Consider the following 25,465-nt stretch of genomic DNA (forward strand, 5'->3'; position numbering starts at 1 on the left):
TTCGAATCCCCCCCTCTCCGTATACTAGCTACGGATTCGTGAAGAAGGAGGACGGAAGGCATACGATCTTCACGCATCCGAGCTACCCTCATCTCCAGGGGGCCGTTGCACGGCATCGCTACCTACACCGATCTTACGTTACTCACGCCTTGAAGCTGCTGGACATGCTGGACACGTTGAAAGGTGAGAAGGAACAATGTTGAAGAATATAAATTATTACATGACAATACCTTACACGATCGACGTCGTGTACGACAAATCCGGTAAGGCCCCTCCCTACGTGGCCAGGATTCTGGAATTGCCTGGTTGCATGGCTCAAGGTCGAAACCATAACGATGCGGTACGAGAACTGCGCGAGGCCCAAACCCTTTTCATCGAAGCCATGCTCGAAAACCACGTTCCTATCCCGGAACCTGCGTACACTTCGGAAGCCACAGTGACGAAGCTCACTTACGCCTTCTCGATCCCCGAGAGCCACCTCAGTACGTCGCCTCCCGCAACGTATCGACTGGTTCCTGCCTGAAATCCGGCCTCAATCGGCCATGAGCCCGGCGAGCCCCGCCGCCTTCGCCGGGTCCATGCCGCCCCCGACCATCGACTGAAACGCCCGGGCCCGGGCGGCCAGGTCCGAGGCACGCATCTCGTCGTGCGTCAGCGTGACGGCGACGTCGAGCTTGGCGCTCAGCTCGAGCTCGACCAGCTTCGAGACCGGCGCGATCGTGGCGAACAGAAACTGCCTCCACGCCTCGCGGAGCGCCGTACCGTCGGACCGCGAGACGATCGCCGGCGGAATCCCGCAGGCCGCCGCGACCGTCTGGCCGGCGGAGGTCCGGAGGGCCTCGAGCGTCGCCGGAGGATCCGCGCCGAACCGCTGCGGCCGCCAATCGGACTGAGGCGCCGCGGCCCGGCCTTCGCCCCACGCGTCCGCCGTCGTCTCGACCAGCACGGTGCCGCCCTTCGCCTCCTCGAGCTGCCGGCGGAGCCCCGTGAGGTTCTCGTCTTCGCCGTCCTGGGGGATCGGGAGGAGGAGGCCGACCGGCCCGCCGGCCTCCTGGCCGAGGCGATTCTCGAGCTTGGCGGTGAGGTTCGCCGAGGCCCGGGCCCAGCCCATGGGGCCGACGCCCATCCAGGGCCGCGTCGGATCGACCGAGTACCGCGGATGAATGACCGCCGCGTGCGGAAGGAGTTCGAACCGTCAGGTGACCTGGTAGGGGGCTGGATCCTCGGCTCCCGCCGCGGCGAACCCCGCCAGCCGCAGCCGACACGACTCGCACTCTCCACACGCCGCGCCCGACGCGTCGGGGTCGTAGCAACTCCGCGTGATCCCGTAGTCGATGCCCAACTCGAGTCCACGCCGAATGATCTCCGCCTTGGTCAGGTCGATGAGTGGCGCGTGGATCCGGAACGGGCGGCCTTCCTCAACTCCCGCCCGGGTGCCGAAACGCGCGAGTCTCTCGAACGCGTCAATGAATTCGGGGCGGCAGTCGGGATACCCGCTGTAGTCGACGGCGTTGACCCCGATGAAGATGTCGGAAGACCCGAGAACCTCCGCCCAGGCGAGCGCGAACGACAGGAAGATCGTGTTTCTCGCCGGGACATAAGTCACCGGGATACCCTCGGAAGCGCCGGATGCGCCCGAATCCTTCGGCACCTCCAGGTCCCCGGTGAGCGCGGAGCCGCCGAACGTCCGGAGGTCGATCTCGGTGACCAGGTGCTCGATCACGCCCACCGCTTTGGCCACGCGACAAGCGGCGTCGACCTCGATCTCGTGCCTCTGGCCATACCGAAAGGTCAGCGCGTAGGTCCGGTATCCCTGTTCGCTGGCGATCGCCAGGGTCGTCGCCGAGTCCAGTCCGCCGCTCAGAAGGACCACGGCTTTCCTTCCCATCATCCACCTCTTCAATACGGATTGGACTTCGCGGCTGACCCTGGTGAGCCACTTGTAACGTGTCTTCGCACCACCTGGCAACGCATGGTAACGTAGGGCCGGAAGCGGATTCCGGCCGACGCCGGGCACCCCGGGGAAACGAGAACGTGGGCAAGGCAGGAGACGAGATGAAGGGGCCACCGCCCGGCAGGGAGGACGCTCTGGTCATCGTCGACGTGCAGAACGATTTCCTCCCGGGGGGCGCGCTCGCCATCTTCGAGGGGGACGCCGTGATTCCGCCCCTCAACGAGGCGATTCGCACGTTCGCGGAAGCGGGCCTCCCGGTCTTCGCCGCGCGGGACTGGCACCCCGCGGATCACTGCTCGTTCTTCGAACGTGGCGGGATCTGGCCGCCGCACTGTGTCGCGGGGACCGACGGCGCGGCGTTCGCGAAGGCGCTGAACCTCCCGGTTTCGGCGGCGATCATCTCGAAGGCGATGGGTGCGGACGCGGACGCCTATTCGGGGTTCGCGGGGACGGACCTCGCGCAACGACTGTCGGAGGAGGGCGTTGCACGCGTCTTCGTGGGCGGGCTGGCGACCGACTATTGCGTACTCAACACCGTGCTCGACGCCCGCAAGGAGGGCTTTGACGTGATCGTGCTCGAAGATGCCGTGCGCGCTGTGGAGGTAGAGTCCGGCGATGGGGTCCGCGCGATCGCGCGCATGCGGGACGCGGGGGCGGACTTCGCGCTCACGCGAGCGGCTCTCGGCGGGTGATGGAAGCCGTGGAAGCAGCCGGGGCCGGCCGAATCGAGCCGCGAAGGGATCCGGGCGATAGCGTCCTGCTCACCGACCTCTACCAGCTCACGATGCTGAAGGCGTACTGGGAGCACGGCATGAACGAGATCGCCGTGTTCGATCTGTTCGTCCGCCGGCTCCCTCCGCAGCGCAACTTTCTCGTCGCCGCCGGGCTGGCCCCGGCGCTCGACTATCTGGAGGGGCTGCGCTTCGAGCCCGACGAACTGGAATGGCTCGAGGGACAGCCCGGGTTTCCGGCCGCGTTCGTCCACTGGCTCGCCGATCTGCGCTTTCGGGGGGACGTGGAAGCGATGCCCGAAGGCACCGTCTTCTTCCCCGAGGAGCCCGTGCTGCGGGTGACCGCGCCGCTCCCTCAGGCGCAGCTCGTGGAGACACGGCTGATCTCGCTCATCAACTTCTCGTCGCTGATCGCGTCCAAGGCGGTGCGTTTCGCATCGGCCGCGCCCGGGATGGTCCTGGTGGATTTCGGCCTGCGGCGGTCCCACGGCTCGGAGGCCGGGTTGCTCGCCGCGCGCTCGGCGTACCTCGCGGGCTTTGACGGCACGGCGACCGTCGCCGCCGGGCAGCGCTGGGGGATCCCGACGTACGGCACCATGGCACACTCGTACGTGCAGGCGCACGACAGCGAGGCGGAGGCGTTCCTTCGCTTCGCGCGGGCGCATCCCGACAACGCGGTACTCCTCATCGACACGTACGACACCGAGGCCGGCGCGGCGACCGTCGTCCGCCTCGCCCCGCGGCTCCGAGGGGAAGGCATCGAGATCGCCGGGGTGCGCCTCGACTCCGGCGACCTCGCCGCGCACGCGCACCGGGTGCGCCGGATCCTGGACGAGGGCGGCTGCCCCGAGGTCCGCATCTTCGCGAGCAGTTCCCTCGATGAGTACGACGTCGTCCGCCTCGCCCGCGCCCCGATCGACGGCTTCGGGGTAGGGAGCGCGCTCACCGTGTCCACGGACGCTCCCACGCTCGACAGCGTCTACAAGCTCCAGGAGTACGCGGGCCGCCCGCGCCGCAAGCGTTCCGAGGGGAAGGCGACGTGGCCGGGGCGGAAACAGGTGTTCAGGCGGTACGCCGACGGCCTCGTGTCGGGCGATGTCCTCGCGCTCGAGGAGGAAGATCCGGGCGGGGAGCCGCTTCTGCGGCCGGTCATGCGTGCGGGGAAACGGGTCGCCCCCGATCCGACGCCGGCCGAAATCCGCGAACGCGTTCGGTCCTCCTGCGCGTCGCTCCCGGAGGAGCTGCGCTCACTCGAGCCGGCCGGAACCATGTATCGGGTCGAGCCCTCGGCCGGCGTCCGGGCCCTGGCCGGAGAGGCGGACCTCCTGTTCGGCGCGGGCGATCCGCCTTGAAACCTTGAAGCGTTCCCTCGACCGCCGCGGGCTGTCGACCATGTGGCGGCGTCTCGCGCTGGGGCTCTTCCTGCTCGGCTGCGGCGGAACGGCCGCGGAGCTGCTCCTGCTCGAGCACTTCGAGGATCCGTGGCAGTGGACGCCGATCGTCCTCCTGGGGCTGGGTATCGTGGCGGGCGCCCTGCTCGCGCTCCGTGCCACGCGGAGGCGGCTTCGCGTGTTTCAGCTCCTGATGGGGTTGTACCTGTGCGCGGGCGGTCTCGGCGTATACCTCCATCTGAAGTCGAACATGGAGTTCGAGATGGAGATGAACCCTGCCGCGGGCGGCTTCGACCTGATCGTGAAGGTGTTCATGGGCGCCATGCCGGCGCTGGCGCCCGGGCAGATGATGCAGATGGGTCTGCTGGGGTTCCTGATCGCCCTGGGCCATCCCGCACTCGCAAGCTCGGAATCACCGGACAAAGGGGAATAGAAATGGAGTCCAAGGCGCACTTCGGCATGGCGGGCGCTCTGCTCGTCGCCTCGTTGGTGGCCGTGGCCCCCGCGCACGCACAGGTGGGGGAGAATCTCGGCCTCGTGAACCCGAATCTCGCGACCGAGCAGCAGCTTGCCGGCGTGCCCGGGCTCGACGCGGACGCGGTCGCCGCGATCATGGAAGCGCGTCCCTTCCTGCGGATGGCCGACCTGCACACCGTGGTGGCCGAGCACGTCCCGGCGGAGGGGCATGAGTCCGGCTATCGCGCCATGTTCGTCCCCATCGACCTCAACGATGTGACGGACGAGGAGATCCTGCTCATCCCGGGCGTCGGAAACCGCATGCTGCACGAGTTCGAGGAATACCGCCCGTACGTCGCCCTCCCCCAGTTCCACCGCGAGATCGGGAAGTATGTGGACGATGACGAACTCGCGCGGCTCGCCCAGTACGTCTACGTCCGGATCGACCTCAACACGGCGACCGAGGAGGCGATCCTCGGCATCCCGGGCGTCGGAGCGCGAATGCAGCACGAATTCGAGGAGTATCGCCCCTATACGTCGATGGCGCAGTTCCGGCGCGAAATCGGCAAATACGTGGACGAAGACGAGGTGGAGCGCCTCGCCCGCTACGTCGAGATCCGCGGATCTCCGCGCCCGAAGGGCTCCCATCCCCATGTCCGGGGGGACCTTGAACCGCCCGCCGGTGTTCCAACTTGAACGCGCGACGCTTCGGCGCTAGGATACATACGCATCGATCTCTGAAGTAGTCGTCCGGCAGAGGTGATGCGGGGGTCCCCCAACCGGCATGTACCGGGGTGGAGGGGTGGAAGCGCGCGACTGGCCGTTGTCGCGGTCGGCGCGCCATGGGGAAGCGGAAAACGGGCATGGCGGGTTCGGAGACTGGCCCCTCGCGGGGTCTGTTGACGGCGGGACATACCATTCTCTCCGCGGATGCGGACTACGCAGTCGGAGGCACGCGCAGGAGGGGTGTGTCCCTCGGACTCGCGCTTCGCGGCTTTTCCCGATTTGTCGCGACTTCCCTGGCGTTCGCGGCCCTCGTCGGAGCTTCCCCCACCCCAGTCACGGCACAGGAAGCGCCCCAACGCCCGGACCTGAACGGCCCTGGCTTCGAGGCTGTCTCCGCGTTCCTTCTCCCCGAGGTTGACTTTGAGACGGGCGGCTCCTCGCCGACCGATGTCCCCGAGCGGAAGCTCTCCGCGCGGCCGAGCCCGCCCGCAACTGGAAAACCGCGCGTCGGTGCCTACGGCACGAGCAGCTGGGAGGACTCCGTCCGAGTGGGGGCGTCCGCGTACGTCTACACCGACAGCATCAAGGACGCGGATGGGCTCGAGCATGTGGAGTGGGAATACCAGTGGGTGCGGGTGCTCAGTGGTGGCGGGCAGGTCGAAATTGCCGAAGCGATCCGCGCCTGGTACTACGTGGGCGAGAGCGACCTCGGTCATCGCCTGAAGGTCCGCGTCACCTTCCAGGACGATGAGGGCAATCGGGAAAGGCTGGAGAGCGATCTCTCGGCCGCAGTAGGTCGGATGGCACCCGGAGAGTACGCCCATGTGTCGCTGGAGGCCGACAGGGACACGGTGGAGGTGGGCGAGTGGGTGACCTTCACGATCCGGCGGCGGGGCGAGATGCAGAAGCAGATTCGGGGCGACATCAACGTTCACGGCCTCGAGTCGGACATCACGCTTTGGACACTGTACGCCTTTGTCTTCAGGACCCCGCAACAACTCACCCGTCAGTGGAGACTCCAGGTAGAAGCCGAACCCGGCGGCGCCCATACGCCCGCCCGGACGATCACGACCCTGCTCCGAGGCGTATTCGAGGACCACGCCGTAGCCGACACGTCGGCGGTGAGGGTCGTCGTAGTGCCGGCGGGTACGCGGAACCGCGGGGACGTGGGGCCGCCCGATGTGGAGAGCGCCACGGTCGATGGCTCGACGCTCGTTATCAGGTACAACGAGGCGCTGGACCATACGTCGGAGCCCGGGACGAGCGCCTATAGCGTCCGCATCAACAGCGGGAGCGGGACCAACCCGACCAGCTTCGATCTGAGCGGCCGGACGGTGACTCTGACTCTCGGCGCCCCCGTCGCGTACGGCGACAACGTAACCGTGAGTTACAGCGCGCCCTCCACCGGTGCGATCCGGGACGAGGCGGAGAACAGGGCGGTGGATCTGACGAACCACCCAGTGACGAACAACACGGCCGCGCCCAACGCCGTCATCGATGCCCCCGCAACCCTCAGCTTGGCGGAAGGCGTCGGCACATACAGCTACAGCGTCTCGCTCTCCCGGGCCCTGAGCCAGAACGTGACGGTGAACGTCTCCGCCCAGGCCGGGACGGCGACGGCCGGGGACTTCCAGGTTGCGACGGGAACTCTGACGATCCCTGCCGGCCGGACAACGTCCGGCACGATCACGATCACGATCACAGACGACGACATCGGCGAGGGGAACGAGACCTTCAGCCTTGTCCTGAGCAGCGCGTCTTCGCACGCGACCATCGGGAACGACGAGACGGTCGTGACGATCGTCGATGACGATACGCGCGGCCTCTTCCCCAGCCCCAGGTCGGTGACGGTCCCGGAGGACGGGACGGAGACGTATACGCTGGTGCTGGAGTCGAAGCCGACGGGCCCGGTGACGGTGTCGGCGTCGAGGACGGGAGACTCCGACATCACGGTGACGCAGGGCGCGTCGCTCACATTCACGACGAACAACTGGTTCCAGCCGCAGACGGTGACGCTGAGCGCGGCGGCAGACGCGGACAGCGCCAACGGTACGGCGACGATCACGCACACGACGTCGGGCGGCGACTACGGCACGAACAGCGTCAGTGCGACCGTGACGGCGACGGAAGGCGATACGAGCGACGACGGTGAGAACAACGGGAACGTGGTCACGACGGCGGTGACCCTGACGCTGGGCACCGCCCAGGTGAACGAGTCGGACGGCCAGAGGACCATCACGGTGACGGGTGAGTTCAATGGCGACGCGATGGGGTCGCCGAAGACGGTGACGGTCAGCGTCGGCGTGTCCGGCGATGGAGCGACGGCCGACGACTACACGGCATCGGGCGGCTTCACGTTCCAGATCGCGGGCGATCAGACGAGCGGGAGCGGGACGTTCACGATCACGCCGACCGACGACGACATCGCTGAAGGAAACGAGTCCGTGACAGTGTCCGGGTCGGTGACGGGACTCACGGTCTCCCCGGCCACGCTGACAATCGTCGACGACGACACGCGTGGCCTTTTCCCCAGCCCCAGGACCGTGGCGGTGCCGGAGGACGGGACGGAGACGTACACGCTGGTGCTCGAGTCGAAGCCGACGGCGCCGGTGACGGTGACGGCGGCGCGTACCGGGGATTCGGACATCACGGTGACGGGCGGTGCGTCGCTGACCTTCACCCCGGACGACTGGTATGTCCCGAAGACGGTGACCCTTGGTGCCGCGGATGACGCGGACGCGACGGACGGAACAGCGACGGTCACCCACTCGACATCGGGCGGCGATTACGGGGCGAACAAGGTCACCGCGATCGTCACGGCAACGGAGCAGGACGACGACGAGGGCGGCGGAGGCGGAGGCGGAGGCGGCGGCGGCGGCGGAGGCGGGACGCCTTCGACGAAGGTGACGCTGAGCCTGAGTCCGGACGAGGTGGGAGAAAGTGACGGTCAGACGACGGTCACGGTGACGGGCCGTCTCGATGGGGAGGCTCTGGAGTCGCCGACGACGGTGACAGTGAGCGTGGGGTCGTCCCGCGATGCCGCGACGGCCGGGACGGACTACGAGACTTCGGGCGGGTTCACGTTCGAAATCTCGGCGGGGGCGACGAGCGGGAGTGGGACGTTCGAGATCACGCCGACGGACGATGACTTTGACGAGGGGAATGAGACGGTGACGGTGTCGGGTTCGGTGACGGGGCTGACGGTGGACGCGGCCACCCTGACGATCGTCGACGACGACAGGCGCGGCCTCTTTGCGAGCCGGAGCAGGGTGGAGGTCCCCGAGGGCGAGACGGCGACGTACACGCTGGTGCTGGAGTCGGAGCCGACGGCCACGGTGACGGTGACAGCGCCGCGGACCGGCGATGAGGACATCACGGTGACCGGCGGCGCGACGCTGACGTTCACCGCCAACGACTGGTACCTGCCGCAGGCGGTGACGCTGAGCGCCGCGGCGGACGCGGACAGCCTCGACGGCACGGCGACGATCACGCACACGGCCGCGGGCGGCGACTACGACGGCGTCACCACGAGCGTCGCGGCGGTCGAGCAGGACAGAATGGGTGCCTCGACGAAGGTGACGCTGAGCCTGAGTCCGGACGAGGTGGGCGAAGGTGACGGTCAGACGACGGTCACGGTGATGGGCCGTCTCGACGGTGAGGCGCTGTCGTCGCCGACGACGGTGACGGTGAGCGTAGGCACATCTGGCGACGGCGCGACGGCGGGGACCGACTACGGGACGGTGGCCGGGTTCACCTTCCAGATCGAGGCGGGAGCGACGAGCGGGAGCGGGACGTTCGAGATCACGCCGACGGACGATGACTTTGACGAGGGGAATGAGACGGTGACGGTGTCGGGGACGGTGACGGGGCTGTCGGTGGACGGGGCCACGCTCACGATCGTCGACGACGACACGCGCGGCCTGCTAGCGAGCCGGAGCCGGGTGGAGGTCCCCGAGGGCGAGACGGCGACGTACACGCTGGTGCTGGAGTCGGAGCCGACGGCCACGGTGACGGTGACAGCGACGCGTACCGGCGATGAGGACATCACGGTGACCGGCGGCGCGACGCTGACGTTCACCGCCAACGACTGGTACCTGCCGCAGGCGGTGACGCTGGGCGCCGCGGCGGACGCGGACAGCCTCGACGGCACGGCGACGATCACGCACACGGCCGCGGGCGGCGACTACGACGGCGTCACCACGAGCGTCGCGGCGGTCGAGCAGGACAGAATGGGTGCCTCGACGAAGGTGACGCTGAGCCTGAGTCCGGACGAGGTGGGCGAAGGTGACGGTCAGACGACGGTCACGGTGATGGGCCGTCTCGACGGTGAGGCGCTGTCGTCGCCGACGACGGTGACGGTGAGCGTAGGCACATCTGGCGACGGCGCGACGGCGGGGACCGACTACGGGACGGTGGCCGGGTTCACCTTCCAGATCGAGGCGGGAGCGACGAGCGGGAGCGGGACGTTCGAGATCACGCCGACGGACGATGACTTTGACGAGGGGAACGAGTCGGTGACGGTGTCGGGCTCGGTGACGGGGCTGTCGGTGGACGGGGCCACGCTCACGATCGTCGACGACGACACGCGCGGCCTGCTAGCGAGCCGGAGCCGGGTGGAGGTCCCCGAGGGCGAGACGGCGACGTACACGCTGGTGCTGGAGTCGGAGCCGACGGCCACGGTGACGGTGACAGCGACGCGGACCGGTGATGAGGACATCACGGTGACGGGCGGCGCGACGCTGACGTTCACGGCGGACGACTGGTACCTGCCGCAGACGGTGACGCTGAGTGCCGCGTACGACGCGGACGACGCGGACGGGACGGCGACCATCACGCACACGACCTCGGGCGGCGACTACGGGGCGAACAACGTCAGCACGAGCGTCACGGCGGTCGAGCAGGACAAGATGGGTGCGTCGACGAAGGTGACGCTGAGCCTGAGTCCGGACGAGGTGGGCGAAGGTGACGGTCAGACGACGGTTACGGTGACGGGCCGTCTCGACGGTGAGGCGCTGGAGTCGCCGACGACGGTGACGGTGAGCGTGGGCGCGAGCGGGGATGGCGCGACGGTGGGGACCGACTACGGGATGGTGGCCGGGTTCACGTTCCAGATCGAGACGGGGGCGACGAGCGGGAGCGGGACGTTCGAGATCACGCCGATCGACGACGACTTCGCTGAAGGGAACGAATCGGTCACGATAGTCGGATCCGTGACAGCGCTGTCGGTGGACGGGGCCACGCTCGCGATCGTGGACGACGACAGGCGCGGGCTCTTCCCCAGTCCCCGGACGGTAACGGTGCCGGAGGGCGAGACGGCGACGTACACCCTGGTACTGGAATCGAAGCCGAGTGCGACCGTGACGGTGACCTCCACGAGCACCGGAGACGAGGACATCACGGTGACCGGCGGCGACTCGCCGACGTTCACGGCCGACGACTGGTATGTGCCCCAGACCGTGACGCTGAGCGCGGCGCGCGACGAGGACGACGAGAACGGCACGGCGACGATCACACACACAGCCTCCGGCGGCGACTACGACGGCGAAACCGCGACTATCACGGCGATCGAGAAGGACGACGAGGGGGCTTGGACGCTGGAGTTCCGGTCGGACGGTTCCACGGTGAACTCCGTCGCGGAAGACGCCGGCAGCGTGGAGATCGTCGTGTCGCGCGGGATGGCCCCGTCCGAGCCGATGGTGGTCACCCTCTCCGGTGAAGGTTCCGCGGAGAGCGGATCCGACTGGGAGTTCGAGAGCACCACGATCACGCTCGCCGCCGGGAGCACCGAGACGACGGTGCAGATGACGATCCTCGACGACGCTCGCCTCGAGGATTCGGAGACGGTGACTGTGCGGGCGCAGGTGAACGGGGGCGAGGTCGCCTCCGGAGCGCTGGAGATCCTCGACGACGATCGCGCGACGATCGCGCTCGTCACCGAGACGCCCACTGTCGAGGAAGGCAGTTCGGTGACCGTGTCGGTCGTCGTGGAGCCGACGGGTGCCGGGTGCGTCATCCCCTTCGACATCATGCCGTCGATCGCGGTCGAGGACAGCGGCGGCGCGGTCTCGTCCACGGTACCGACGACAGTGATGATTCCGGCGTGCGAGGCCCAGGCCACGTTCAGCTTCGACACGGAGGATGATGACGAGGCGACGGGTGACCGTCTCGTGGTGCTCACGGCAGCGGTGAGCGAAGACGATCGCATCTCGGGCGGGACGCTGACGGTCCGGGTCACGGACAACGACAACTCCCCGGCGGAAGGGGCCCCGACGATCACCGGCCTCCCGCAGGTCGACGAGACGCTCACGGCGCATACGGACGCGATCAGCGACGCGGACGGCCTGACGGAAGTCGCGTGGCGGTATCAGTGGCTCCGCGTCTCGGGCGGCTCGGAACCCGAGATCTCGGGCGCCACGGAGCGGACGTACGTGGTCCAGGAGGCGGACGTTGGGAGTCGCCTGAAGGTGCGGGTCGGCTTCGAGGACGATGCCGGCAACGCGGAGAGTCTGGCGAGCGCGCCCACCGACGAGGTGAGGGCGAAGCCGGTCACGCCGGTGGTGACGGTCGCGGCGCTTGAGACCACCGTGACCGAGGGCGAGGCGGCGCGCTTTGCGGTTCGGGTCGCGCCGGCCGCCGAGAGTGCGCTCACGGTGATCGTGGGTGTGACCGGAACGAACGATGTCCTCGCGGGCACCCCTGGTCCGACCACGACGATCGAGGCCGGGCAGGACAGCGCGATCCTGATGGTGGCCACCGAGGATGACGATGTCGACGAAGGGATCGTGGCCGGCATGGTCACGGCGGAGGTCCTCGCGGGCGCGGGATACGAGTTGGGGATGCCCGCTTCGGCGACCGTGACGGTGCAGGACGATGATGAGGTGGTGCCGCTCGACCTGAGCGGGTGGCTGGCGCGCGTCGGTCGCACGACATCGGATCAGGTCGTCGAGACGGTGCGTGGACGCATGACGCGGGGGCCCGGGGGAACCCGGATGGTGATCGGCGGCTGGGACCTGGAAGGCCTGGGGGGCCACTATTCGATCAAGCCCTCCGACCGCCTGGCCATGTGGTCGCGCGGCGAGCAGCCGCGCGGGCAGTGGCCGAACGGCGAGATGACGCTGCGAGACCTGTTCGGCCGCTCGTCGTTCTCCGCGTCCGGCCAGCTGGACGGCGGTGACGGCTACTGGTCCGTGTGGGGTCGCGGCGCGAGGACCCGCTTCAGCGGCGGCGTGGGCGACGCCTCGGTCGACGGTGAGCTGAACGGTTTCATGGGCGGCTTCGACCTCGCGCGCGGCCGGTGGCTGGGCGGCGTCGTCGTGTCGCACAACCGCGCCGACGGCACCCTGGGCGAAGCGGGGCCGCGGGGACGCGAGGTGGGAACGATCCTCACGGGCGTGTATCCGTGGGCCCGGTATTCGATCACGGACCAGTTGTCCGCGTGGGCGATGCTGGGATACGCGGGCGGCAGCCTCTCCCTGGACGGCGGATCCGACTCCGATCCGAACGCGAACCTCGCCATGGCCGCTCTCGGCTGGCGCGGCGATGTGATCGGGACGAGCGGCGAGCAGGGCTTCTCGCTGGCGCTGACATCGGATGCGGTGATGTCGCGGACTACCACCGGCGACGAGACGATCGGAGATCACGAGGGCACCGCGAGCCGGGTGCGACTGCTGGTGGAAGGGTCGCACGGCTTCCAGGTCGGCAGCGCAACGCTCGAGCCCCTCGCGGAGGTCGGCGTGCGGGGAGACATGGGTGACGCGGAGACGGGCGCGGGGATGGAGATGGGCGGCGGCCTGAGCGTCACGATTCCGTCGCTGGGCCTGACCCTGCAGGGACGCGCGCGCGGACTCGTGGCGCACGAGGACGGCACCTACAGGGAATGGGGCGGCTCGGCCGTGCTCCGCCTTCAGCCCGACCCCTCGGGGCGCGGCCTCTCGCTACGCGTCGCGCCCGCCTGGGGTTATGCGGACGGCGGTGCGGCCCGGCTCTTCGAGCGCCGCGACATGAGCGGCATCGCCTCGGGCCGTGCCATGGGACTCAACGATCCCGGGCGCATGGAGGCCGAAGTCGGCTACGGAGTGCCGCTCGGCGACCTCATCGCGATGCCCTACGGCGGCCTCATGGGAGAGGCCCGTCGCGTGGGCCTGGCGCTACGGGCGGAGTCCCTGTTCGACCTGAGATTCGAGGGATTGGACGGCTACGGCCGGCGCGCCCTTCGGGTCGCCGCGGGTCTCGAGGCGGGCGGGCTCACGCTGAGCCTCGAAGGGACGCACGGACCCCGGGGCGGCGAAGCGACGCTGAGCCTGTGGAGCAGGTTCTGGGAGGACTAAGCCCCTAGGAGCCTGCGCCGTAGAAGCCGATGGTGCGGCGCGTGCCGGATGGTTATGGTGATGCCGGGCTGTGACCGGTTCACGTTCGGCGCGGGGAGGTGGCGATGGGGACGAGGTCCCTACCGTACGATCCGGAGAGGATGAGGACGAGGTTCCGGCCGTACGATCCGGACCAGCAGCTGCTGCTGCCGCAGGATCTTCGGGAGTGGGTACCGGCGGGGCACTTGGCGCATCATGTGAGCGATCTGGTGGACGCGGCGGACCTGTCGCCGTTCTACGCGCGGTACGAAGGGGATGGGCGGCGGCGGAGCCCGTACGATCCTCGGATGATGGTGAAGGTGCTGGTGTACGGGTACGCGACGGGGGTGTTCTCGTCCCGGAAGCTGGCGCGGCGTCTGGAGGAGGACGTGGCGCTCAGGATGCTGGCGGCGGGGAACTTTCCGGCGCACCGGACGTTGTGCGAGTTCCGGAAGAAGAACCTGAAGGCGTTCGGGGCGTTGTTCGCGGAGGTGGTGCGCCTGGCACGGGAACTGGGGCTGGCGGGGCTGGGCCGGGTGGCGGTGGACGGGACGAAGGTTCGCGCGAACGCGAGCAAGCGGAAGGCGATGAGCTATGGGCGGATGGGGCCGGAAGAGGCCCGCCTGGAGGCGGAGATCGCGGAGCTTCTGGCGGCGGCCGAGGCGATCGACGCGGAGGAGGACGAGCGCCACGGGGAGGACGTTCGGGGCGACGAGTTGCCCGAGGAGTTGAAGCGCCGGGAGGACCGTCTGGCGGCGATCCGGGCGGCGAAGGCTCGCCTGGAGGCGGAGGCCCGGGAGCGGGACGACGCGCGGGGCCGGAAGCCGGAGTGGGACCGCAACCCGAAGGGGGGGCCGCCGTACAAGCATGCGTACGGGGAGCCGGAGGCGAAGGATCAGACGAACTTCACGGATCCGGAGAGCCGGATCATGCGGACGAGCACGGAAGGCTACCAGCAGTGCTACAACGCGCAGGCGGTGGTGGACGGGGAGAGCCAACTGGTGGTGGGGACGGCGGTGACGGACAACGCGAGCGACCAGGGGCAGTTGGTGGAACGGGTGGACGAGGTGTCCGGGCGGTGCGGGGAGACGCCCGGCCAGGTGCTGGCCGACGCGGGCTACTGTAACGAGGAGGATCTGGCGGCTCTGGAGGCGCGGGGGATCGACGGCTACGTAGCGCTGGGCCGGGAGGGCAAGGGGGCCGGCAAGCCCGACCCGGAGAAGCAGCCGGCGAGGGCGCGCATGGCGAAGAAGCTGGCGGCTCCGGAGGGCCGGGCGGTGTACGCCAAGCGCAAGTGGATCGCGGAGGCGCCCATGGGCTGGGTCAAGGAGGCGATGGGGTTCCGGAGGTTCAGCCTCCGGGGTTTGGAGAAGGTGCGCGGCGAGTGGGACCTCGTGTGCCTGGCGCTCAACATGAGGCGCCTCCACGTCCTTCAGGCAGCGTGAGGGGCCGAAAATCCGTGTCAAGCGTCCCCCGGGGCACAAAAAGAGGTCCGCGGCCCCGCCCGAACGCCGCCCGCCGGGCCGTCTCCCCGCCTACAACGTGTTCCCGTCCGGAAAACGACCGACACTTCGGCTCGCGAGACCCCGCGGGCGGCATCCGATGGCTTCCGCCGCGCTCCTGCGGCGCAGGCTCCTAGTTCGGCGAGAACTCGAGCGTCAACGGGGCGGCGGCCGCTCCGTCGGCGGTCACGGAGACACGCCCCGTCACGGTCCCCAGCGTGGGATGCCAGGCTTCGATCTCGTAGTCGCCCGCCGGAAGGGTGGGGAGGGTGAAAGCCCCGCTCTCACCCGTGATGTCGAAGAACTCGTGCTCGAGGATGTGGATCGAAGCGGTCATCCAGCCGTGGATGTCGCAGCGCACCGGAATCCCGATTTCAGGCGTCTCGAACGAGCGCGTGCTCTGAATCCCTCTGATGGGCTGCCCGAGGTTGAAGCCCGCGTTGGCGGCGGGCACGACCCGGACGTTATGCAGGGTCGCGTCGCTGTTGCGGATGACGAGAGGCTGGCCCACGCGTAGGGCCACCGATCGCGGCGCATACAGGCACCCGGCCTGGTCGAGGAGCGCCTCGGCCTCCGGCGCCGCCCGCGACGCCGGCGCGTTGACGACCCGCACGAGCACATCCGCCAGGCCGCCACCCGAACCGACCCGCACGGGTCGGTCCATCACCGCTTCGTCGTACTGGTCTCGGCAGTAGGCGTCGGCGGACATGTCGATCTCCGCCCCGGCGGGCGGCTCCCCGGCGAAGCGCACCTGACCCTCGGCCAGCAGGATGTGGCCCGTGATCGCCCCGCGCTCCATCCCCGCTGAGGCGTCGCGTCCACCGACCCCCCAGCCCGCGCCAACGGTGACGATCGTGAACGCGCACGCCAGGGCCGGGCCCTTCACCCACCTACCAGCCATCGAACAGACCCCCATCGAACCAGTCCCACAGGACGTAGACGAGCAGTTGCGTGCTCCGCACGTCGGCCTCGGTCAGCGGTACTCGTACCCCGACGTTGAGCATCACGTGTTGCCGCGTGTTCAGCGTCACCTGCATCTGAGGGACCACGTCCCACTGCGACCGCGAACCCTCGGCCAGATCCGCCCCCCCCAGCACTTCGATCATCGGGGACCACGAGCGGCCGAACTCCCCGCTGGTGAACGTGCGCCCGATGACCGCCCGCCAGAACCCTTCGGTCGTCTCGCCGAGGAATTCCGCGCCCGCCTGCAGATGAAGGAAGCCGTCCCCCGGGAGGATCTGCCCTAGCGCGAGGAACGGTTCGAGCCGGAGTTCGCCCTCCCCGATGCCGCGCGTCTCGTTTCCTGTCGGGAGCTTCACCTCGGTTCCGAAGCTGAAGATCGTCTGCGGGTTGTGCGCCAGCGCCCGCTTGTAGCCGATCTCGATATCGCCGATCCCGACGCCCCACTCCGACGCCGGCCCCGCGTCACGTCCGGCCGGAGTAGCGGCGGACTCCGCGAAGCCGAAGGGGAGCGCGATTTCGATCTGGTTCCGGGATCCGAAGCGCTTCTCGTACAGGAGTTCGTTGATGACGGCGCCCGAACCCTCCGCGTTCACGCCCGTCGTCCACACCCACTCGTCCTCCGGGTATGCCTTCTCCGTGAAGAGGGCCCGCGGGAGGTTCAGTTCTCCGCGCGGCCACGAGCGGTCGGTACAGAAGGTCCGGATGTGGTCCATGACGGCCTGGAGCTGCTCGTCATCGAACGCCTCCCCGAACGCCGGCATGACATCGCTGAAGCCCCGGATCGGTCCTCCCGCCTTGGACACGATGATCCAGTCGGCGTCCGGCTCGCGCGAGGCGAAGCTGCAGTCGGTGAGGTCCGGCAACGGGTCGTCGAACGCGATCCGGTCGGCGGGGGCGCCCCGGCCATCCGACCCGTGACAGCTCGCGCAGCCGGCTTCGTAGAGCGCCATCCCGTCGGGGGCGGCCTGCGGGGCCTGGGCGGCCCCGAGAGATTGCGGAATCGGCAGCAGCGCCGACACGATGAAGAGGAGAGCGGCCGGACGGCGGGTCGGTTCAGCGTCGGCTGCGGGCAATCCGCGGCTCCTCTGGCGGGGGTCCCATCTCGACCCGTGGTCGCGATCCGCGTCCGGGTCACGGAAGCCCTGTCAATACGGATACTCGTTATCGGGGTCAAGGTCAGCGCGGTCAGGAACGACCGCGCCGGGAGGCTACATGAAATCCAATCGTCTGTCCCTGGGGTTCGCCCTCGCGGCGTGCGCGGCGGCCCCGTTCACGGCCGCCTGCCAGCAGGGTGTGCCGGCCGCGGTCACGGCCTTTGTCGACGTCGCCGTCATCCCGATGGATTCGGAGCGTGTGCTGTCCGGGCACACGGTTCTCGTGCGTGGCGACCGGATCGTCGAAGTCGGCCCGGCGGGTTCGGTCGAGGTGCCGGCCGGCGCCGACCGGATCGACGGCTCCGGCAAGTACCTCATGCCCGGGTTGTCCGAGATGCACGGCCACACGCCCGGCGGGAACGCGAGCGGGGAGTTCCGCGAGCAGGTGATGTTCCTCTACGCCGCGAACGGGGTGACGACGGTGCGCGGGATGCTGGGCCTTCCCGGCGACCTCGACCTGAAGGCGCGCACGAACACCGGTGAGATCTGGGGGCCCACGCTCTACCTCGCGGGCCCGAGCTTCAACGGCAACTCGGTGACGTCGCCGGAACAGGCCGCCGAGCGCGTGTGGACGCAAAAGCGGGAGGGGTGGGACCACCTGAAGATCCACCCGGGACTCACCGTGCCGGAGTACGATGCGCTCGCGCCGCGGCCGCCCAGGCCGGGATCCGCTTCGGCGGCCATGTCCCGGCCGATGTGGGGATCCGGCACGCCATCCTCATGGGACAGGAGACGTTCGACCACCTCGACGGCTACATGGAGGACGCCGGCGGCCTGCGCGGCCCCATGAACCAGGCGAAGATGGATGACCTGCTCGACCTCACGATCGCCGCGCGCGCCTGGGTCGTCCCCACCATGGTGCTGTGGGAGGTGGGCGTGATCGGTCTCGGCGACCCCGGGGCGCTCGCGGCCTATCCGGAGATGCGCTACTGGCCGCCGGAGGGCGTCGAGGGCTGGAAGAACCGCCTCTCGGCCATTCAGGCCGGCGGCGGCTGGGATGTCGAGCGCGCCCGCCTGCACGCGAGCAACCGGTCGCGCCTCCTCGGGACGATGAACGAGGCCGGCGTGGGGATCCTGATGGGCACCGATTCGCCGCAGATGTTCAGCGTTCCCGGCTTCTCGCTCCACCGCGAGATCGCGGCCATGGCCGAGGCCGGGATGTCGCCGTACGCGATCCTCGTGACCGGCACCCGCAACGTCGGGGACTACTTCCAGCGCTACGACTCCTTCGGGACCGTGGCGGCGGGCCGGAGGGCGGACCTCATCCTCACGAACTCCAACCCGCTCGACGACGTCGCGAACATCGCGGACCGCGCGGGCGTCATGGTGCGCGGCGTGTGGAAGTCCGAGGCCGAGATCCGGGAGGGGCTGGCCGCGATCGCCGCCAGCTTCGGCAACTGAGCGTCGATGCAGCTTTAGCGAGGATCGCATAGTTTCCCGGATGAAGGGAAGATCGAAATCTCTCCGGAAAAACCGGGAAGCTCACGGAAGAAGGAGTGTCCTTGCCCGACGTAACCGCACCCCCAACGACACAAGACAGCGTTCGCGAGTGGGCTAACGTTCGACTTGCGGTGATCGAACAGATGCTCGATGCGGACGGCCTCACGATTATTTCGCCGATGCAGTTCGGCGTAGAGCATCGCGTCAAGGTCGCCGTTGAAGCCAGAGAAGACCACAGGTCCGGTTTGGTGGTCATCCTCGATACGCCTGGAGGCATCGTCGAAGTCGTCGAGCGGATCGCCCGGGTTCTTCGACACCACTACGAGGAGGTCAAGTTCATCATCCCCGATCGGGCGATGTCCGCTGGGACCGTGCTGGCCATGTCGGGGGACGACATCCTGATGGACTACCATTCCTGTCTGGGCCCAATCGATCCCCAACTCGAGTTGGATGACCGTTTTGTACCGGCTCTGTCTTACCTGTCTCAGTATGAGAGCTTGATCGAGAAGAGCCTCCACGAGACGCTCTCCACGGCGGAACTCGTTTTGCTGCAGAAGCTGGATCTTGCAGAACTCCATCAGTTCGAACTCGCGCGCGATCTTTCGATCGACCTGCTGAAGCGTTGGCTCACAAGGTACAAGTTCAAGGACTGGGTCGTGACCGAGACGCGAGGAGAGACGGTTACGCAAGAGATGAAGGAGAAACGTGCCGCTTCAATCGCGCTTCAATTGAGCGACCACGAGCGTTGGCTTACCCACGGGAGGGGAATCGATATGCAAACTCTCCGGGACGAGCTTAAGCTCAAGATCACGGATTTCGGAGACCAGCCGGAGCTGAAGAAAGCCGTCTGGGATTACTTCTGGTTCTTGCGGGATCATATGGCTCGGAATCAGATACCGTCGTTCGTCCACAATCCCTATTTCTTCTAGCGGAGGCCTCATGATGGAGAAGAATCGGCTGGACGATATTCTCAAAAAGAACCCCAAGATCGACCGCGTCGCCGTGGACCGCAGCCAGCAGGCGGCCAAACAGCTCGCCGACGTGGGGATCAAGCTGGGCGGGTATCGGTTGGAGCCCGCCTTGGGTGGCGGGACGATCAAGAGTTCCGACCAAACGCCACAGGGAAACAGTGGCGCGTAGCTCGGAGGCCGAGTTGACCCGAAACGGACGGAATCCGGGGCGGGTCGAGCGCCACGACGGGATCATCACCGTGCGCGGCGGGGGACGGCACCGAGCATGGAACGGGATCGAGTACAAGACGGGAATGTGGGCGGAAAACGTCGGTTCCGGCGCGCTCTCAATGAACGTGGCGATGATCCCGCCGGGCGGCGTCGCCAAGGCGCACATCCATGTGGATTTCGAGGTCATGCTCTACATTCTGGAGGGACACGTCCGGCACGAGTTCGGTCCGCGACTCGAGAAAACGCTCGACAACGAGACGGGCGACTTCATCTTCATCGAGCCGGGCGTGCCCCACGAGGTGTTCAACCTGAGCGACACTGAGCCCGTGGTGGCCGTCGTCGCACGGTCGGACGCTCAGGAATGGGAGAACATCGTGGACTTCGAGCGCCCTCCGCGCAGTTAGGTGGACCGTACGGCGGCTGGCCTCCAAATCCTGAAATTTGAGCATCGGATGTTCATTTTTCATGAATGATAACCCGCCCCGCCCACCTCACCGAGCTCGCTCACACGCTACGCGCCGCATGGACGCGCCCCGGGCCACGGCTTCGATGTGAGCCGCAATGCGCAGCTTGGGCCTGACCGTCTGGACATCGTCCACGTAGGCCGTGATCGAACCGCTGTAGGCAGATCGGGGCGCACTCGTAACGAGACGGAGATCGACTACCAGCCATGAGCTACCACGGATTCCAGCGCGTCCTCGACCACATCCGTTCCGTTTCGGAGACCGAAGTTCAGAAGGGGCGGCTCTTCGAACGGCTCATGCGGGCGTACTTCCGTGAAGACCCGATGTACCGGGAACGGTTCTCACAGGTTTGGCTCTGGAAGGAGTGGGTTCCGCATTTCAACCAGGAGGCCGCCCGTCGCGCCGTAGCCGAGCCCGGCTCACCACCGCAGCCTCAGTTTGACCTGACCGACACCGGCATCGACCTCGTGGCGGAGGAGCGAGACGGCGGCTGGTGCGCCATTCAGTGCAAGTGCTACGCGCCGGGAACGCGGATCGGCAAGCCGCACCTCGATTCCTTCATCTCAGCGTCCGCCCGCGAGCCGTTCACGTCCCGCATCTTCGTCGACACCGGCGACAGTTGGGGCCCAAACGCGCTCCGAACGCTCCGCGGCCTGACGCCCGCCTGTGCCGTTCTGCGGTTTGACGACCTCGCCAGCCGCCCGTTCGACTGGCCGGACCTGGTGTCGGCGGCACCGGAGGAACTCAGCTACGTCGGTGAGCCGTTCGAGTTGCGGCCCCACCAGCGCGAGGCGCTGGACGACGTGCTCGCGGGCTTCCGAGACCAAAACCGCGGCAAGCTTATCATGGCCTGCGGCACCGGGAAGACGTTCACCGCGCTCCGAATCGCCGAGGAAGTGGCGAAAACTGGAGGCCGCGTCCTCTATCTGGTGCCGTCGATCTCGCTCTTCGCGCAGTCGATGCGGGAATGGGCGACCCCAAAGACCATCCCGCATCGCTACGTGGGCATCTGCTCGGATACCCGCGCCGGGCGCCACGACGAGGACGCCTCCGTACTGGAGTTGGAGATCCCCGTCACCACCGACCCGGCGCGCATCTCGGCGGCGCTGAGCGAGCCCCGTCCCGGGTTCATGACGGTCGTCTTCTGCACCTACCATTCGCTTCCCATCGTGGAGAGCGCGCAGGACGCCGGCGCGCCGCCCTTCGACCTCGTTCTTTGCGACGAGGCCCACCGGACCACGGGCGTGGACGCACAAGACCGCAAGACATCGCCCTTCGTCCTCGTGCACGACAACGACCGCATCCGCGCGCACAAGCGGCTCTACATGACCGCCACGCCGCGTATTTATACCGAGAGTTCGAGGTCGAGGGCGGCGCGGCACGACATGGACGTCTTCTCCATGGACGAGGAGGCCACCTACGGACCCGAGTTCCACCGGCTACCCTTCTCCCGAGCCATCGAGCGCGACCTGCTCTCGGACTACCAGGTGGTGATCTTCACTGTGGCCGAAACTGGTGTGGAGGGGACGCTCCAGGCGCATCTGGCCGAGAGCCACGGAAGCGAAATCAACATCACCGATGCGGCAAAGATCATGGGGTGCTGGAGGGCGCTTCAAGGACGGCGGGTCGGAGGAGAAGCCCAAGCTGACGCGGCCAGCCGGACGAACGGCGCTACAGCGGTCGAGGAGATGAACCGACCGCTCTTACGGGCCATCGCTTTCGCCAACACCATACGAGCCTCGAAACGCTTGGAGGCACACTGGGACCGCGTTGTCGAACAAGCGATCGCCATGCTTCCCGAGGACCAGCGCGAGGTGAGGTGGTCCCAGTTTTTTGGACAGGTCGTTAAGGTGGATTCCAGGACGGAACAGGAGGCACCGAGATGGCCGGGAAGAGACGACGGTTCACGGCGGAGTTCAAGGCGCGGGTGGCGCTGGAGGCGCTGCGGGAGCGCGACAGCGTGCAGGCGATCGCGGCGCGGCACGAGCTTCATCCGAACCAGGTGACGACATGGAAGCGGCAGCTGCTCGAGGGGCTGCCGGAGGTGTTCGCCGGGGGCGCGGGCCGGAAGCTCGCCAAGGAGCACGAGGCGAAGGTCCGGGACCTGCACGCGAAGATCGGGGAGCTCACGGTCGAGCGGGATTTTTTTCGGCGCGGACTCAAGCGCTGAGCCGTGCGGAGCGGGGGCGGATGATCGAGCGGGACGGACCGCTGAGTCTTTCAAGGCAGTGTGCGCTGCTTGGGGGTGAGCCGGTCGTCGCGGTACTACCGGCCGAAGGGGGAGAGCGCGGAGAACCTGGCGCTCATGCGGCGCATGGACGAGCTGCACATGGCGTACCCGTTCCACGGGAGCAGGCGGATGATGCGGCATCCGCGCCGCGAGGGGGCGACCGCGGGCCGGCACCGGATCCGGCGGCTCATGCGCCTGATGGGGGTGGAGGCGACCTACCGGCGGCCGCGCACGAGCGTGGCGGGTCCGGAGCACCGGGTCTTCCCCTACCTGCTGCGCGGCCTCGAGATCTCGCGGGCGGACCACGTGTGGTGCGCGGACATCACCCATGTCCCCGTGACGCAAGGGTTTTTCTACCTCGTGGCGGTGATGGACTGGGCGACCCGGCACGTGCTCGCGTGGCGGCTGTCGAACACGATGGACGCGTCGTTCCGCGTCCAGGCGCTGGACGACGCGCTGGGCTGGCGGGCCCCGGAGATCCTGAACACCGATAGTGAGTATGTAAGGGCCGGTTCCCCTCGGTGGTTTGACTCAAACACTGATTGACGCTGTAGGCTTACAGACTCCGGTCGCCCCTGGGTGGCTTGACCCGCACTCGGACCGACCAAGCTGTCATTCCCTGGACTCGTCGGCCATCCGAGGGCAACCGGTTGAGGCTCCGGCCTCGACCGGCATCGTGACCTGATGAGAGCCTGGCCCAAGGCGTCCCTTCACTGTCATGTCCGACACCGGCCGAGTTCGGTTCCAACCCGTTCACCCATCATGGAACAGGGGGCCGGCATGGCAAGTATGCGAGATGAAAGGGTCGGGGTCATCGGGGGCGTCGATACCCACCAGGACCCGCACACCGCCGCCATCGTGACACTCGAAGGCACGGTGCTCGGCACCGAATCGTTCTCCACGACACGGGCCGGATACCGGGCGATGCTCGTCTGGTTCCGGTCTCACGGCGAGCTGCCGCGCGTGGGAGTCGAGTCCACCGGCAGCTACGGCGCCGGCATTGCCCGGCACCTGGAGCTGTTCGGCGTGCCCGTGCTCGAGGTGACCGGTCCCGACCCGGCCGCGCGGAGAGCCCGGGGGAAGGACGACGCGCTCGATGCGGTCGCCGCGGCCGAGGCCGCTCGCACGGGACATCGGGTACAGGTGGCCAAGGACCGCGGCGGCGCCGTGGAATCCCCGCGTGTGCCGCGCACGACCCGAAAGACCGCGGTCAAGTGCCGCCGTGCGGCGCTTCAGCAACTCCACAACACGATCGTCGCCGCGCCGGACGAGGTGCGCGACCGGGTCCGCGACCTCACCCGCATGCGGCGCTTGCGTACCTGTGCGGCCTGGAGGCCGGATGCCGCGGGATACCGGGACCCGGCGGTCGCGACCAGGCTCTCGCTGAAGTCCCTCGCTCGCGGAGTCCTGGACCTCGACGACGAAATCGCCGAACTCGACCGCTTCATCGCTCCGCTCGTCGAGGAACTCGCGCCCGATCCGCTCAAGCTCGAAGGCGTGGGAATCGCCAATGCGGGCGAGCTGCTGGTCGCCGCGGGCGAGAATCTCGGTCGGCTGCGCTCCGAAGCGAGCTTCGCCATGCTGTGCGGCGCCAGCCCGCTGCCCGCCTCGAGCGGGAAGACGCAACGCCACCGCCTCAATCGCGGCGGAAACCGCCAAGCCAACTCCGCCCTGCACATGATCGTCGTGTGCCGGATGCGCACCGACCCGCGAACCCAAGCCTATGTCCAGCGGCGTACCCGGGAGGGGCTGTCCAAGCCCGAGGTGATGCGCTGCCTGAAGCGCTACGTGGCCCGCGAGATCCACCGCGTCCTCACCGCCCCATCACCTGCTTGACAAACATGAGAGCGTCCAGGGCTCCCAGTTCACCAGCGAGGCGTTCGCCGACCGGGTGCTGGACGCGGGCGTGGCGTTCTCGATGGACGGCCGGGGCCGCTTCCTCGACAACATCTTCATCGAGCGGCCGTGGCGGTCGCTGAAGTACGAGGCCGTGTACCTCCATGAACTCAGGGACGGGCTCGACGCCGCACGCATCATCGGCTCCTGGTTCGACTTCTACAACGAGGTGCGACCCCATTCGTCCCTCGGCGGGCGGACGCCGGGCGAGGCCTACCGCAACGGCAAGGGGACGGCGTGAACGGCGGATCCTTGCGCCTGCCGGGGCGCGCCCTGGTGAGCCCGCGGGGCCGGGGCGCAACGCGCGATCCGCCCATCCCGGGCGCCTCGCGCCGACGGCGGCCAAGCCCCGCTCCCCGGCCGGGTTCCCCTCCCGGCCACCGGGGCCCATGTTGGAAGCTGTCCTTCCCCTGCCGGTGGAGGACCCACGGGTGGAGCACCCACCCCGGGACAACTCACGGAGAAGGCTCCCGAGGGCTCTCACAACCACTCGGAATCCACCTTAACTTTGCCCTCGAACTGTCCAACGAAGTAAGACCACCTCAGAAGGGCTGCGCGTATTAGGCTTAGGTGACCGACCCGGCTGTACAAGTGCTGTAATCACCTGACACCGGCCTCGGCGGGGTTGGTGGGTCAGGCTGCGGTCTTCACTTCCCTTTTTTGTTGACTCCTTCCGGGTCCTGGGCTTCCGGATCCCCTTTCTTGAAGACCTTATACGCGTCAAAGGCATTGCCTCCAGCCCTGAGCACCTCGTACCCGGTCTGCGTAGCCAGGTAGTGCCCGGAGGAGATGACCCCGTGCGTGCCCATGACGCGCGGCCGCATGGCCTCGACGTTGTCCGCGTCGTGGACGGGACCGAAACTGTGGAACGGGGCGAGGGTGGCGAAGACGCCTTCCTCCGCGGACGCGAAGTCCTCCGGAGCGCCCGTCCACGGACCGCATCCGGCGATGAGTGCCAGAGTCGCGGCGGCGACCACACATGCCAGAGGCTTCATCGCGTCATCCTCCTGTTTCTGCCCGAGATCGAAACCC

At 68.0% G+C, this 25,465-nt stretch carries 18 protein-coding genes and 2 pseudogenes; 15 read left to right on the forward strand and 5 right to left on the reverse strand.

Going from position 1 to position 25,465, the window contains the following annotated elements:
• Positions 1–532 precede the first annotated feature (532 nt).
• Positions 533–1,171 (reverse strand): annotated as a pseudogene (locus ACPXY0_RS00005) (phage portal protein); the annotation flags it as partial.
• A gap of 24 nt (positions 1,172–1,195) precedes the next feature.
• Positions 1,196–1,903: a 7-cyano-7-deazaguanine synthase QueC gene (gene queC, locus ACPXY0_RS00010; RefSeq protein ID WP_419942784.1), complete on the reverse strand. Its 708-nt coding sequence runs from the start codon at positions 1,901–1,903 to the stop codon at positions 1,196–1,198.
• 152 nt (positions 1,904–2,055) lie between these two features.
• Between queC and ACPXY0_RS00015 the strand changes: the two genes are divergently transcribed.
• The 6 genes from ACPXY0_RS00015 (at position 2,056) to ACPXY0_RS00040 (ending at position 15,048) form a co-directional block, all read left to right on the forward strand.
• Positions 2,056–2,646 carry an isochorismatase family protein gene (locus tag ACPXY0_RS00015; protein ID WP_420464174.1) on the forward strand — a complete coding sequence of 197 codons (591 nt, stop codon included), beginning with the start codon at positions 2,056–2,058 and terminating at the stop codon, positions 2,644–2,646.
• Positions 2,647–2,654: 8 nt separating this feature from the next.
• The gene (locus tag ACPXY0_RS00020) at positions 2,655–4,037 is read left to right on the forward strand and encodes a nicotinate phosphoribosyltransferase (RefSeq protein WP_423927273.1); all 1,383 of its coding nucleotides are present in this window, start codon (positions 2,655–2,657) and stop codon (positions 4,035–4,037) included.
• A 4-nt stretch (positions 4,038–4,041) separates the two neighbouring features.
• On the forward strand, positions 4,042–4,509 hold the full coding sequence (locus tag ACPXY0_RS00025) for a hypothetical protein (RefSeq protein ID WP_423927275.1): 468 nt from the start codon (positions 4,042–4,044) through the stop codon (positions 4,507–4,509).
• Positions 4,510–4,511: 2 nt separating this feature from the next.
• Positions 4,512–5,228 carry a hypothetical protein gene (locus ACPXY0_RS00030; RefSeq protein ID WP_423927277.1) on the forward strand — a complete coding sequence of 239 codons (717 nt, stop codon included), beginning with the start codon at positions 4,512–4,514 and terminating at the stop codon, positions 5,226–5,228.
• 578 nt (positions 5,229–5,806) lie between these two features.
• Positions 5,807–13,585 carry a Calx-beta domain-containing protein gene (locus tag ACPXY0_RS00035; protein WP_423927279.1) on the forward strand — a complete coding sequence of 2,593 codons (7,779 nt, stop codon included), beginning with the start codon at positions 5,807–5,809 and terminating at the stop codon, positions 13,583–13,585.
• 140 nt (positions 13,586–13,725) lie between these two features.
• Complete coding sequence (locus tag ACPXY0_RS00040; RefSeq protein ID WP_423926806.1) at positions 13,726–15,048, forward strand: IS1182 family transposase; 1,323 nt, start codon at positions 13,726–13,728, stop codon at positions 15,046–15,048.
• 190 nt (positions 15,049–15,238) lie between these two features.
• Here ACPXY0_RS00040 and ACPXY0_RS00045 read toward each other — a convergent pair whose 3' ends face one another.
• Together ACPXY0_RS00045 and ACPXY0_RS00050 are read right to left on the reverse strand one after the other, a co-directional pair.
• Positions 15,239–15,991: a carboxypeptidase regulatory-like domain-containing protein gene (locus ACPXY0_RS00045; RefSeq protein WP_423927281.1), complete on the reverse strand. Its 753-nt coding sequence runs from the start codon at positions 15,989–15,991 to the stop codon at positions 15,239–15,241.
• A gap of 4 nt (positions 15,992–15,995) precedes the next feature.
• On the reverse strand, positions 15,996–17,141 hold the full coding sequence (locus tag ACPXY0_RS00050; RefSeq protein ID WP_423927283.1) for a c-type cytochrome: 1,146 nt from the start codon (positions 17,139–17,141) through the stop codon (positions 15,996–15,998).
• 669 nt (positions 17,142–17,810) lie between these two features.
• Between ACPXY0_RS00050 and ACPXY0_RS00055 the strand changes: the two genes are divergently transcribed.
• The 9 genes and pseudogenes from ACPXY0_RS00055 to ACPXY0_RS00095 all read left to right on the forward strand — a co-directional run.
• Positions 17,811–18,623 (forward strand): amidohydrolase family protein, encoded by an 813-nt coding sequence (locus tag ACPXY0_RS00055; protein ID WP_423927285.1) that lies wholly within the window; start codon positions 17,811–17,813, stop codon positions 18,621–18,623.
• Positions 18,624–18,724: 101 nt separating this feature from the next.
• A complete protein-coding gene (locus ACPXY0_RS00060) occupies positions 18,725–19,591 on the forward strand; it encodes an SDH family Clp fold serine proteinase (protein ID WP_423927287.1) in 867 nt (288 codons plus the stop codon).
• Positions 19,592–19,601: 10 nt separating this feature from the next.
• Positions 19,602–19,802, forward strand: coding sequence for a hypothetical protein (locus tag ACPXY0_RS00065; protein ID WP_423927289.1), 201 nt, complete (start codon positions 19,602–19,604; stop codon positions 19,800–19,802).
• A gap of 13 nt (positions 19,803–19,815) precedes the next feature.
• Complete coding sequence (locus ACPXY0_RS00070) at positions 19,816–20,247, forward strand: cupin domain-containing protein (RefSeq protein ID WP_423927291.1); 432 nt, start codon at positions 19,816–19,818, stop codon at positions 20,245–20,247.
• 266 nt (positions 20,248–20,513) lie between these two features.
• Positions 20,514–22,313, forward strand: coding sequence for a DEAD/DEAH box helicase family protein (locus ACPXY0_RS00075; RefSeq protein WP_423927293.1), 1,800 nt, complete (start codon positions 20,514–20,516; stop codon positions 22,311–22,313).
• Complete coding sequence (locus ACPXY0_RS00080) at positions 22,235–22,477, forward strand: transposase (RefSeq protein ID WP_423927295.1); 243 nt, start codon at positions 22,235–22,237, stop codon at positions 22,475–22,477. The genes ACPXY0_RS00075 and ACPXY0_RS00080 overlap by 79 nt, the downstream gene beginning before the upstream one ends.
• 75 nt (positions 22,478–22,552) lie before the next feature.
• Complete coding sequence (locus ACPXY0_RS00085; protein WP_423927297.1) at positions 22,553–23,083, forward strand: DDE-type integrase/transposase/recombinase; 531 nt, start codon at positions 22,553–22,555, stop codon at positions 23,081–23,083.
• A gap of 243 nt (positions 23,084–23,326) precedes the next feature.
• A complete protein-coding gene (locus ACPXY0_RS00090) occupies positions 23,327–24,373 on the forward strand; it encodes an IS110 family transposase (RefSeq protein WP_423930744.1) in 1,047 nt (348 codons plus the stop codon).
• Positions 24,374–24,389: 16 nt separating this feature from the next.
• Positions 24,390–24,674: pseudogene (locus ACPXY0_RS00095) on the forward strand (transposase); the annotation flags it as partial.
• 406 nt (positions 24,675–25,080) lie between these two features.
• Here the strand turns inward: ACPXY0_RS00095 and ACPXY0_RS00100 are convergent.
• Positions 25,081–25,428, reverse strand: coding sequence for a hypothetical protein (locus ACPXY0_RS00100; protein WP_423927299.1), 348 nt, complete (start codon positions 25,426–25,428; stop codon positions 25,081–25,083).
• Positions 25,429–25,465 lie beyond the last annotated feature (37 nt).

Source organism: Candidatus Palauibacter sp. (assembly GCF_965237495.1).
GTDB lineage: Bacteria > Gemmatimonadota > Gemmatimonadetes > Palauibacterales > Palauibacteraceae > Palauibacter.